This is a genomic window from Caldithrix abyssi DSM 13497 (assembly GCF_001886815.1).
In the GTDB taxonomy this organism is placed as follows: domain Bacteria; phylum Calditrichota; class Calditrichia; order Calditrichales; family Calditrichaceae; genus Caldithrix; species Caldithrix abyssi.
Genome location: NZ_CP018099.1, coordinates 1193372 through 1206326, shown reverse-complemented (window position 1 = coordinate 1206326; position 12955 = coordinate 1193372). Strand labels below are relative to the sequence as shown.

Genomic DNA, 12955 nt, shown 5'->3' with positions numbered 1-12955 from the left:
TCTTATTCTATTTTCTTATTTTTCTTTTTCCAGTGCAAAGAGAAATATTGTTTTATTTCTTCTATTTTCTTATTATTAATTGGATCATACGAATAAACTTCTATTATTAGTTTAAAAACCGAATAGACAATACCTATAAGAATTCCCATAAACCCAAAAATAATAATTAAAATAATTTTGTTTATTCCTGAAGGATTGATTGGTACAAAAGGTGAGGATACAATTCTAACTATTGGTTCTTTTTTCTTAAGATCAATTTTTGTTAAGGCATACTGGAGTTGAAGTTCATTGAGAATGTTTGTTCTTAAAGCCACTTCCCGTTTTAATCTCTCTAACTCAAGCTGTAATGTAATTGTTTGTGGAGAACTGTTTTTTTCAACAAAATCAATGATTCTTTGTTCTGCTTGGCTTAAATCCTGTTCTGCAGTTGCAATTTGCAAAGCAATAAATTTTAAATTTTCATTATTTTTTTGGTCGTATATTTTTTGTATTTTTTTTCTAAAACTTTCTAAAATTGCTTTATTAACTTGGGCAGAGAGTGAAGGTTCCTTTGTTTCAACATCTACTATAATTAATCCTGTTTCTTCATCAATCCTAACCGTAATGACCTTTTTTCTCAATATATTTATCGCATATTCCTCGTTTTTATCCAAAATTAAGATTGAATTATTTTTATCATCAAACGCGATATTCTTTTTTCTAGGGAATATTAATCTATATATAGTAATCGGTAGTTTTATTGTAACTTTTTTTAGATAATAATAAAAATTTTTATCTATAAGATAGTCCATCAATATTGTTGAATCTTTCCCTGTTATTTTAAATCGATCGTGTATAACAGGAAGTAATACATCTCTGCTTTTAATTATTTTTGGATAGGCATCGGGAGATAATGAAGTTGCTGATGTATTACCAAAATTAAATCCTAAATCTTTCAATACATTAAATCTATTTACTGTATTAAAAACTTCATTAGTATTGATTTCTGCCACAACCATAGAACTTGATTTATATTTTTTAGGCATAATAATAGCATATATTATACCTAATATTAAAAATATTATAAAAACTTTTTTTATTACTTTATAATTCTTAAAAAAAGTTGTAATGAAATCAAATATCGTTATATAATTAACCGTTTTGTTTTCTGTTTTATTTAACTTTTTTTCCATTATAAAATCCTGATTCTACTTTTTCAAAAACAAAAAATTATGTTGCTTATTCATTATTTTTTATATCTGATTTTATTTTAAATATTCCTTATTTCATAGAAGCAAACATGAAACATTTTCATTTTTAATCTTTTTTTGAAGTTTTATTAGTCATTTTCACACATCAAACTCATCAGTATCAATTTACAAACTGATTATAAAGAGTTTGTAAACTCATTATTATCATTTCCCAAACTCTTAAGTACCATTTTGTAAACTCATACTGATCACTTTTCAAAATGATACTGATCAGTTTGAAGGATCAACTTTTCTTTAAAAAATCTAAAAATTTAGGACGTCACGTTTCATTTTTTGCTTCGCTGCACGCGAGATCGCTGTCACTTTGACTTACCTTTTTATTTTCGCTTATCCTTCGTCGATTCTTCGTTTATCCTTCGTCCGTCATATATATATAACATACGCTCAATTCAGCCAATTTGTCAGCATCTTGTTTATTAATTTCTAAATCCAATATTTAAAGTAATCCAGTTTCCCCCTCTTACTTTGTCACTTGTCACTTTTACTCACAGTTCCGCCTGGTCAATTCCATCCGTAAAAAACGGATGCAGCATGGTAAACATAATTTCTATCTTATTTTTATAATATTGATTAATTTAATTAATGAGTCAACTCTAAAAAGGTATTATTATCGAATTTCATTTAAATTGGGCTATTGTTTTTATTTAAATTACACAAAATATATTCGCGTCCATTCATAAAATTCGTGGTTTTTATCCTTAACTCTAACTTACGGATTAAAATCTACTTCTAAATCCTGTAAAATTTACTCTTCATTAAAATCCGTTATACTAAAAAGATCAATATCGTCAGAAAATCTATGCCCAGCCTGTTAAGCCAATCCCTTCCCCCATCCAGTGCAAAGCTCTTCTGGCTATTATGGTCCTTTATTTGATTAAAAGGCTGGGGCCTAATTTCTTTGTAGTTCCCTCACCTTAATGTTTAAGCAATCGTAAAAAATCGTAAAGATTTTCTCTTTCTAATATCCTTCCGATAATAAAACGTTTATTCTTTTTTAAATCAATGGAATTAATATCAATGTACCAGAAAATGGTTTTATTTCAATTTAATTCTTTAATGGCGCCAATAACCTGTTACGCGTCACTTTTTACCGGGTCAACTTGCAGCATCCACTGCCAGGCCGGACGGACCCGAATCCGTTTGTTTTTTATTTCAATATCTTCCGTTGAATGCGCGCTTAAAATTAACCCCTGTTCCAGATTAAACAGATCCATTGTTTTCAACAATCCGTTTATTTCTCTTTCTCGCGTTTTCGAATTATCCATATCCCATGTTACCTGAATCGCTTCCACAATACGATTCTTTTCCCGAATTAAAAAATCACATTCATACTTATTTTTATGATAATATACTTCTTTTCTTCGACGCAATAATTCCAGATAAACCAGGTTCTCGAGCAAATATCCGTTGTCCTCCGTAGAGTGAAAGCCCAGTTCATTGGCCATGGCAATGTCGATCAAATAAGCTTTCTTAGGATTTAAAAGTTGCTTTTTCAATGAATGGTCAAATTTATTTACCAGAAAAACTAAATACGAGTTTTGTAAATAATCCAGATAATTCTTTACCGTGGTAGGATTCTTAACGCCGATTATATTTTTTAAACGGTTGTAACTTATTAGCCGGGCCATGTTGCTGGATAAGTAATACATGATTTCTAAGACTTCTTTTTCGTTGCTCAACTTATTTCTTACCAGTACATCCCGGTAAAGGATGCTTTCGTATAGCGATTTCAGATATTCCCGGTTTTTATTTTTTAAATATTCCGGGAAACCGCCCCATTTAAAATATTCATTAAACCATCTTTTTAATGTGGACCTACCGGAAGTGGTCAATAAATCTTCATTATTATAAGCCACGTTATTAAATTTTAAAAATTCTTTAAAAGAAAAAGGATACAATTCGTATTGGATATACCGGCCCGTAAGATGGGTGCCTAATTCTTTGCTAAGCATCGAAGCATTGGAGCCGGTAACGTACACTTTGTTTCCCGTTTCATGAAGTCGCCGTACAAATCTTTCCCAGCCTGTGATGTTCTGGATCTCATCAAAGTAAAATGTAGATTGCTTGCCGAACAATTCAATAAAAAGTTCATGCAGCTTCTGGAAATCATCCACCGTAAAATGAATGAGTCGTTCGTCGTCAAAGTTGATGTAGTAATCGCTTTCAGCGTTTTTCAGGCGAATTTCGTGTAAAAAGGTTGATTTACCACAACGACGTATACCGGAAATTACCGCAATTTCCCTGCCCCGGATAAGCGACTTATCTGTTAAACGATGAATAAAAGAGATATTTTGAACATATTCTCTTTGATCTAATATTACGGTTTTTAAAGCTTCACGTTCGATCATTTAAATTTCGTTTTCTAATTGGATTATACTCACCTTCTATTGCCTTTAGAAATATAGACCAATATCCTTCTAATATCAATAGAAGCTTTATGGTGCGTTTTAATGATTCATAATTAGGTTGTAGGAGATTAATTCTTTTTTACAAAAAATTAGCAACAATTTCGCCAGAGCGATCTATTTATTTTTCTAATAATCGTCAAAATCCGGATACTGCGGCGGCGACTCGCCAACCTTTTTAACGATGCGCGGCAGGCCCTGCGTTCTGCTTGTTTCGATTATCGAAAGTAACGTGATTTCATGCCACCATTCATCGCCATAATCAAACAGATAGTACATCTTATCTTTCACTTCCAGTCCCAGCTCGCCGATTTTGGTCCTGGCGGCGTTATATTTTTTCTTTGGTCTTCTTAAAGGGAAAATAGGGGCGTCCTTTAGCGCTGTGGGATGCGCATATTGAGGCGCTTCGAGCCGCCGGGTCAGGCTTTTAGTTGGCTTTCTCGTAATATAAAATGAATATAGATGTTCATCGTAACGATCAAAGGCAAGAAAGATAGTTTCATGAAAATCATCTAAGGTTTGCGTATCCAATATCTCGATCTGTCTGTAAATCCGCTTGTTGAAATCTAAGGCAACTTTAAACAAATAAACCGCCATTACAACCTCGCTATTTTTAATGAAAGGCTAAAGTTTAGAATACTTCCTTCGAAAGGTCTAGTGCCTTAGCGTGCGAAAATTTTTGTGCCGCTGGATTGGTTGAATGGTTGAATGGTTGAATGTTCGCCGGGCTGTCATTCCTTTTCTCGCCTTTGCAAGAAACTGGCCCGCGAATAAATCACTTACACCGTTGGAAATAACTCTAACGCTCAATTCCACCTCTCCCAGACTTTTATTCCTGGAAGGGGGGGAGGGCAATTGAAATTATTTTCAGTTTGCAACATTCTTTGCGCCCATTGTGATTTCTCTGTGCTCTCTGTGGTTGCTTAAAGTAATTTGTTTAATCTTCATTCTGCGATTATTTGCGTAAGCCGCTGGAAAAAAGCTTTGCGCGCTTTGGGACTTTTTTGAGCTCTCTGTGACTGTTTTTGGTTGCGGCTTTGGCATGGATATTATGAGTCCACTCTAAAAAGGTATTGTTATCCAAATTCATTTAAATGGGCCTATTGTTTTTATTTAAATTACATAAAATATATTCGTGTCCATTCGTGAAATTCGTGGTTTTTATACTGAACTCATATTATGTTTTTGAATTTAACTCAGGTAAGCAAATATTGTAACTTTTCTTCAAGGTCCCTGGTAGAGGCTGCCCGTTTTGCTTCTTCTAACGCCTTTTCCAATAATTCAACCGATTCTATCTTTTCGATCTCTCTGGCAAAGAGCGCTACCGCCTCTTCGCCAAATTTTATTTCAATTGCAGTCTGAATGGCTTTTCGTAATCCTTGCTGAATACCCTTTTGAACGCCTTGCTGGATTCCTTGTTTAAGGCCTTTCTGAATTCCTTGCTCCATGCCTTTCTTCTCGGCTATGGTCAGTAAGGACATCTCTTTGCCACCTACTTTGCTTCGTCCTTTGTCAGATACACTTCGATTTCTTCCAGACGATTCGCTTGCTTTGCCTGTTGAAGCAATTTTTCCAGTTCCTCAAGCGTATTGATCTTTTCAATACGATCGAACAGGACAAAGCTTTCCTGACCAAATTTTATCTCCAGCGCCGTTTTGATCGCCTCGCGCAGACCTTCAATCTTTCCGGCTATTTTTCCCTGCTGGATTCCTTGCTGGATTCCTTCTTTAAGGCCCTTCTGAATCCCCTGCTGAATTCCTTGCTGAATTCCCTGCTCCATGCCTTTCTTTTCGGCAATGGTCAGTAAGGACATCTCTTTGCCGCCTACTTTGCTTCGTCCTTTATCAGATACACTTCGATTTCTTCCATACGATTCGCTTGCTTTGCCTGTTGAAGCAATTTTTCCAGTTCCTCAAGCGTATTGATCTTTTCAATACGATCGAACAGGACAAAGCTTTCCTGACCAAATTTTATCTCCAGCGCCGTTTTGATCGCCTCGCGCAGGCCTTCAATCTTTCCGGCTATTTTTCCCTGCTGGATTCCCTGTTGGATTCCCTGTTGGATTCCTTGCTGGATTCCTTGCTGGATTCCTTCTTTAAGGCCCTTCTGAATCCCCTGCTGAATTCCTTGCTGAATTCCCTGCTCCATGCCTTTCTTTTCGGCAATGGTCAGTAAGGACATCTCTTTGCCCTCCTCTAATTCTTTGATTTCATGATAAAGTTGATCCTCCAGACCCTCCGGCAGAACCATCAACCACTCTATAAACTGATAAACGGCATAGATTGTTTCGCGCCTCAAACCCAAATCAAGTAATTTAAGAAGAAAGTATTTACGCCATCGATAACATTGTTGATTATCACCCTCCACTTCCATGGTTTTCAAGTAAGCTTGAGTTACCATAGAAAATGGATTCGTTTTATAATGTTTTTCGAAGTCGTACCCAATATAATCAATGATTTTTACCAGAGGAAATTTAAAACGTAAGTTAAAGCCCCAGCGCTTAATTTCAAATCGTTCCGGACGATACGCCGCATCCTTATCGGTTAAAAGGGCCAGACTTATTACATCCCTCTGATATTTGTCAAAAATCCGATAATTGTAAACATACATGCGTCGGGCAAAATCCGATTCCCGTGTACCTTGAATTTCGATGTGAATCAGTAGCCATTGTTCGCTACCGTCTTTTAGATAGACCTTAACTAATTTATCAACAATTCTTTTACCGGCTTTGGCTCCGCGCGTTATCTGTTGAAATTCTTTGTCTAAAAATTGATAGCCTTTACTAAAATCGATGTCTCGATGAATATCCGGGAAAAAGAACTGTAAAAATTCGACAAACAGCTTTTCTAAAACATCTTTCCAGATGTGATCGGCTCTCATCAAACGGTAAAATGAAAGAATGGTTTATTTAAACAGCTCAGCCTCTTTCAATGGGCTGTTCTTTTGATCTTTTTCTGAAATGATCTTTTCACCGTCCGGCCATTCAATCCCAATTTGCGGGTCATTCCACCATATGCCCCGATCATATTCCGGCGCATATTCGGCGGTTACTTTGTAAAACACATCGGCTGTCTCGCTTAAAGTGTAAAAGCCATGGGCAAATCCTTCAGGGATAAAAAGCATGGTCGGATCGTCTTCGCTTAAAATATGCCCGTACCATTTGCCAAAGTTGGGAGATGATTGACGAATATCAACCGCCACGTCAAAAATCTGTCCTCTCAGACAACGTACCAGCTTGGCCTGGGCAAAAGGCGGCAACTGGTAATGCAAACCGCGTAAAACGCCTTTCACCGAACGTGAATGGTTATCCTGCGTAAAGATTCCGGGCAAACCGGCGTTTAAAAAATCGGACGCTTTGTAGGTTTCCATAAAAAAACCGCGTTCGTCGCCAAATTTTTTAGGCGTTACCAGCGTCACGCCGGGCAGTGATGTTTCTTTAACGGTAAATGGCATGCCTGACATTCTCCGGGAATAAATGGTTGAATAGTTGAATGGTTGAATTGTTGAATGGTTGAATGGTTGAATGGCTGCCTCGCAGCTTCTCATTCATGCAAAATCATTGATAATTCGGAATTCGTGCCGTAGGCCTCCCGCTCTGGAGGGATAATTCGGCCACGGTCTCCCACTTCGTATAATAATTTTTAATTCGTAATTCGTAATTCGTAATTTTTAATTCGTAATTCCTATTTTACCAGCCGATCATATATCAGCAGAGTGGTGGCCACGCTGCTCAATATGGCGGCGGCGTCGCGCACCGCGCCAGACCAGTCAATCTCTTTCTTTTCGGCCAGAACAGGCACATAAATGGTGCTGCCGGCGGTTATTTTCTCCGGCAAATATTTCCAGAATAAAAATCGTTTGGGCTGAATCTGCTTGCCATTGGCCAGGCGAATCGTCACGTTATCCTTATCGGCTAAATCGGTAAATCCGCCCGCGGCTTTGATGTAATAATCAATGCCCTTCCCCTTTTCGTAAAGAACGCTTACCGGGAAGTGTACGCCGCCCACCACGCGCACGGTAAACATCTTTTCCGGAATCACAATCCGATCGCCGGTCTGCAAATAGATATTTTGCGCATCGTTCGGATTTTTAAAAATCTTTTTAAAATCGATGCCGATCTGCCCCACGCCATCCTGGGCTCGATAAAAGCGCGCGCCCTCCAGATAGGCCGTTGGCTTCAGCCCGCCGGCGCGCTTAATCAAATCCGTAATGCGCTCCGTTTTAGATTGCAGAGTGTAAGCCCCTGGCTTAACGACTTCGCCCTGCACCGTAACATTGCGTTGCAGCTCCCAGTCGCTGTTAAAGCGGATGAAAACATTATCAAACGGTTTTAAAAAGAATTGCTCATCGGGACTGCTTAGTAAGGCTTTGGTATAATTAGAATCGATGGGCACATAAATCAGTTTGGCTAATTCCTTGCGGCGCTCCGGCTTAAAGGGATAGATGCGGGAAATTTCGGCTTCCGTAATCAGGGCGTTTTTCTTAAAGCCGCCGGCCGCAAAAATCAGGTCCTTTAAGGACATATCCTTTTTCAATAAATATTTTCCCGGTTTATTCACCGCGCCGTAAATGGCAACAGAATCCGGAGGAAACAGCGACAGAGAAGAAGCGATGGCAATATGATCCTGCGGCGCCAGCGGGAAATCCGCCTGGGGACTTTCCAGAATCTCTTTTAAATTAATGACCAGAATTTGCTGTCTGCGATCGGGAAGCGTACGCGTAACTTGTACCCGTTCCAGATAGGCGTCGCCGCGAATACTGTCGATTTGCTTCATCAAATCTTTAATGGTCATGCCCGCTCTAAATTCGAAGCGATCCGGGCCGTAAATCGGACCAGAGATGGTCACATAATTCAACAGCTCACGATCCAGAAAGGGAACGGAAATCCGATCTCCGTTTTTTAATTCAAAATTCTCGTTATTTTCTAAAAGCTTTCTGTAATCTACCGAAATGAGTTTAAGGTCTTGATGATCCACAAATCGCTGGATCTGAATATTTGCCAGATAGGCATTTTCCACAAAGCCGCCGGCCAGTTCGATCAGCTCTTTTAAGCCCTCGTTCTTTTTCAGTTCAAAAATAGCCGGTTTTTTTACGGCGCCGTTCAGATGAACGCGTTTTTGAGCCGTGGGCACCAGAATGACGTCGTGCGTTTGCAGCCGGATATTGGAAAACTCCGTGCCCTTTTTAAGGAATTCGTAAAAATCGATGTCCGCAATTTTGCGATCGTTGCGAATAACCTGAATATTGCGCAGCGAGGCTGTTTCCTTAACTCCGCCGGCATAAAACAAAAGATGCAACGGCGTGGACAGCGCCGGAACGGTAAACACGCCTGGCGCTTTAACATCGCCAATCACATAAACGCGAATGGAACGTAATTTTCCCAGAGAGACATCCAGAAAGGCCTTTTTGCTCAACAAAGAAGAATACGAACGCCCCATAAGGTTAAATAGCTTTTTCCGCGCCTGCTTTAAGGTTAAGCCGGCCAGCTTTACCACTCCCACATTGTTGATAAATATCTGACCTTCCCGATCAACCGTTAAATCGTGGCGCAGCTCTACCTCGCCCCAGAGGGTAATGATTACCTCATCTCCCGGTCCGATGGGATAATCTTCATCCACCGGTCCGTAAATTTCGGGCGAAAAATCGATGCGCGCCTTTTCAAAAACATTAAAACCGAAAATCGTTGGCGGGGCAGGCGCTTCTTCTGGCGCTTTTACGGGCGGCTTTTCTTCGTTTTGCACTTCCGGCGCCGGGGGAGGCGGCGTTTCCTGATCCTCAAACTTTTCCAGACTTTTTATTTCCGGAACTTCTTTTTCCGGCGTTTTTTCCAGAGCCGCGCCGGCGCTTTCAAGTTGTTTCTTTAACTCTTCAATCTTTTTTAAATCTTCCAGAGTTTGAGCCGTCGCAAGGCTCACTAAAAAAGAAATCAGGATAAAAAATATGACCTGTCTCATAATATTTCCCAAAATTGTATTGATTTACTTACAGCTCCGCCACGTCACTTACATTAAAAGTGATAAAATCTAAAAACGTGACTTAAACAATATAGTGGTTCGCGATCCATTTTACCAGAGGCCGACGCCCCCGGCGCTAAGAAACTCACAACCCATCGCTCTCAACAGCTCCGGCCGAACTCCAGTCGCTCCGTTCCGGTTCCATCGATTGCCTTGATCTAAATTTATGTTAATTGAATTTAAAACCCAAAAATTTGATTAAATCTTCGACTCCCATACAATCCCTGAGTTCGCTTTTTACAAGTCGCCTGGTAAATGAAGGGGAAAAATACAGTTTACATGCTTAAACTTCTGTGACCGATCTAACATTTTGCCTTTCATTTATCCAATGGTTCAATCCTCAATCGATCAAGATATTAAAAGGAATCAAAAGAATTCATCCATAAATATCGTTAATCGGAAAAACCAGGAAGAATTTCCCCCTTTCCAGTTAACAAAACTGCGCGCAAATCCCGCGCTTAAGCGCGCCATCTGTTCAGCGGTGGAAAGTTGAATCCCCACAGAAGAAATTTCATCAACCTTTGGCCGCTTTACTCTGGCATAATCAAAAAAGGCATCGATGCTTAATAAATCAACCGGCCAGAAGATCAGCTTATACGGCGTTTTTTCCTGAATCAGGTAGCGCAGTTCGGTTGAACTCCATAATAGCTGGCTGGTAAGAACATCTTCGTTGAAACCGCGCACCGTTCTGGTGTAGGTGTAATCTCTTGGAAAATCTAATTGATAAAAACGATCCAGCCCCACGGTTTTTAACGGCGGCAGAGAACCGCTCTGGCGCAAATATGTAAATCGCTGAGAAAAACCCAGTTCATCTAAAAACAGCTGGCCCTTTAGCGTTAAATCATTTTCCACAATGCTGAAGATGTAGTCGGATTCGACCGTCTGGCATATCTGACTTTTTAAACTAAAGTAACGAATGGGGAAAAAGATCCCTCTTTTAGAAGGCAGACGGTACATCAGGTTGACCGTCGCTCCCGGCCCATGAAATTTGAAGCTCAAAGGGAAATCCTGGTAGCGCTCAACAAAACGGTTTTGCAAATACCGGTAATGGACGGCAAGGCTCATTCGCCACCGGCTCGATTGGAAGGGGAAAATCCATTTTTGAGCGGTAAAGGAGAGCCTGTCCTGAGTCAATGGCACCCAATCGTTCTTTTGAAATGAAAAGATAACCGGCCCGTGATAATAATCTGAAATAAAGTTCAGATTAAACGCCTTGATAAAATGCGAAAGTGTAAAAAACGAGTTATGGTAATCCTCAGGCATTAGATAAAAAGCCGTCAACAGCATCTGACGCTGCAAGGCCTCCGTCCATACGCCCATGCCGTACAGCCCCCATCCGAACTCCTGATCGTAGAGAGGCATGGCAAAGGTAAAGATGCGTTCCATGGGGAAATAGGGCAATATGTCTTTTCGATGTGCGTAGCGTTCTTTTTGGGCTAAAAATTTTCTTCTGGCAAAAACGGAATCCTGCCTGACAGGCTCCTGCCTTTGCCAGAAGCCGTATTGATTCCGGGGAATCGAACCTGGCTCGCCGCCGCTCTTTAGCAGCGAATCGTAAGGAATTTCGTAAAAATGGCGTTGACCGTCTGCCTCATATCGGTAGGCCACCAGATTCCCGGCGCTGGAATCCACATCTGAGAAATAATATTCGAACTGATCGACAAATCGGCTGATGAAAATTTCGCGCTGAAGATCAAAAAGCTCGATCTGAATGTGATTGTTTTTAACGGAACTTAAAGCCAGCGTCCGATCTGTTAAAAGAGTTAAATCAAGAAACGTCCGTCCGCCAACCAACTTTTTCGTTTTTCCGCCAGAATATTTAAACAGATGGCGTTGACCGTTTTTCTCGGCAATAAACAGCATCTCGCCCCGGGGCGTGAAGGCGATGGGACCGATCGTCTGATCTTTCGCCGCCAGCCATTCCTTATCAATGCCCTTCTCCGGTACAAAACGGTTTACAGCTGATTGTTCCGGCCTTATTTCAACCAGGTAAAAGTTGCCCGCAAAATCGAATGCGCCATAACGCGCGCGAAATGTGCCTGGTAAACGATTTTGCTTAAACGAGCGCAAATCGACAATTTTAAAGGAAAACCTGAGGGCCGTTTGATTGGCCTCAATTTTGTAAACCGGCTCGCCAAACGCCACATATCGTCGATCAGGACTGAGAACGACTCTGGTTGCCAGATTATCGCTGAGCCGCTTTTTGATTTGCGCCTTTCCCTTGACGATCTGCACAAGCAGTATGGAAGAAAATCGGTAATGACTTTTTTCCCTCCCGTAAACAAGCAAAATGGAATCTTTGATCGAAACCCATAATTGACCGAAGGGCTGATCGATGAGTGCGTCGCTGAAAATTTCTTTAAACTTCCGTTCCTTTAAAGCGCTGAGATAGTCGCCGTAATACAGCACTGAATGACGAATAAATTCCTTAAAAAGCGTTTGAGGAGATTTTTTGTACACCGCTTTAAACGCCTTATCAAAATCGTAAAACCAGGCGTCCGGTTTGTAAGAGAATAAGCGAATCAGCGAGGAATCGCCGTATTGGCTCACTAAAAAACGGACAAAGGCGTTGGCCGAAGCATACAGCAGACGTCCCTTGTTTAAATTTTCGAGCGCCCGGTAATTAAGGTTGCCGTAAAGCAATGCCTGCCGTAGAGACTGATCTCCGCGGTAGATATTCCAGGTTTCGGCGCAATACTGGGCCATGCCTTCATAAAACCAGCGGGGGATGGTCAGACTGGCAACCACTCCCAGGCGGTTTAATTTGCGCCGCGTCGCCTGAAAGGTTACCCAGTGCGCTAACTCATGGGTTAACACCGTATAATACCATGGCGCCTCTTCCGACCAGTAAAGCATGTACATGGAAGATTGGGCGTAAATGACCACCGAATTACCAAAGGCATACCCATTGCTAATATCCGGCCTGTCCGTCAAAATAATCCGCGCTCTGGGCAACTGCTGCAAACCGACAGAATCTATTCCGTGTATTCTGGCCAGCCGCGGGACCTCCTGATCGGCCAGATATAATAAATTAGCGGCAAGGCTTTGATAGGGCTTTTCGAATTCCACGCTGGCATACTGGCCGGAAATCTTTTGCCACGTTCCTGCATTTATACTCTGGAATGATATGAAAATTAAAAAAGCGAAAAAGATGCCTTTATTCTTTGCCAAAGTGTCTTTTGTCCTAATTGACATTAAATAAAATTATCAATTCAAACTCAAACTTGCAAGATATTATTTTAGTGTATTCTGAATGTCCGCCAAATTTTTTAAGGTTACAACATTT

General features: G+C 40.5%; 10 protein-coding genes. All 10 read right to left on the bottom strand.

Going from position 1 to position 12955, the window contains the following annotated elements:
• Positions 1-2: 2 nt before the first annotated feature.
• Entirely contained in the window at positions 3-1172 is a 1170-nt protein-coding gene (locus Cabys_RS04810; RefSeq protein ID WP_006929027.1) for a Wzz/FepE/Etk N-terminal domain-containing protein, read from the bottom strand.
• Positions 1173-2164: 992 nt separating this feature from the next.
• Entirely contained in the window at positions 2165-2281 is a 117-nt protein-coding gene (locus Cabys_RS20700) for a DUF6922 domain-containing protein (RefSeq protein ID WP_373924787.1), read from the bottom strand.
• Positions 2282-2323: 42 nt separating this feature from the next.
• Positions 2324-3598, bottom strand: a complete 1275-nt coding sequence (locus Cabys_RS04805) for an ATP-binding protein (protein WP_006929026.1) — start codon at positions 3596-3598, stop codon at positions 2324-2326.
• A 186-nt stretch (positions 3599-3784) separates the two neighbouring features.
• On the bottom strand, positions 3785-4252 hold the full coding sequence (locus tag Cabys_RS04800) for an IS1096 element passenger TnpR family protein (RefSeq protein WP_006929025.1): 468 nt from the start codon (positions 4250-4252) through the stop codon (positions 3785-3787).
• 599 nt (positions 4253-4851) lie between these two features.
• Complete coding sequence (locus tag Cabys_RS04795; RefSeq protein WP_006929023.1) at positions 4852-5136, bottom strand: hypothetical protein; 285 nt, start codon at positions 5134-5136, stop codon at positions 4852-4854.
• Between the two features lie 11 nt (positions 5137-5147).
• Positions 5148-5468 (bottom strand): hypothetical protein, encoded by a 321-nt coding sequence (locus Cabys_RS04790; RefSeq protein WP_006929022.1) that lies wholly within the window; start codon positions 5466-5468, stop codon positions 5148-5150.
• Between the two features lie 11 nt (positions 5469-5479).
• Positions 5480-6538 (bottom strand): RpnC/YadD family protein, encoded by a 1059-nt coding sequence (locus tag Cabys_RS20395; RefSeq protein ID WP_052304166.1) that lies wholly within the window; start codon positions 6536-6538, stop codon positions 5480-5482.
• A gap of 21 nt (positions 6539-6559) precedes the next feature.
• A complete protein-coding gene (gene rfbC, locus Cabys_RS04780) occupies positions 6560-7108 on the bottom strand; it encodes a dTDP-4-dehydrorhamnose 3,5-epimerase (protein WP_006929020.1) in 549 nt (182 codons plus the stop codon).
• A 230-nt stretch (positions 7109-7338) separates the two neighbouring features.
• Positions 7339-9609 (bottom strand): SLBB domain-containing protein, encoded by a 2271-nt coding sequence (locus Cabys_RS04775; RefSeq protein ID WP_006929019.1) that lies wholly within the window; start codon positions 9607-9609, stop codon positions 7339-7341.
• A 426-nt stretch (positions 9610-10035) separates the two neighbouring features.
• On the bottom strand, positions 10036-12840 hold the full coding sequence (locus Cabys_RS04770) for a gluzincin family metallopeptidase (protein ID WP_006929018.1): 2805 nt from the start codon (positions 12838-12840) through the stop codon (positions 10036-10038).
• Between the last annotated feature and the right edge of the window lie 115 nt (positions 12841-12955).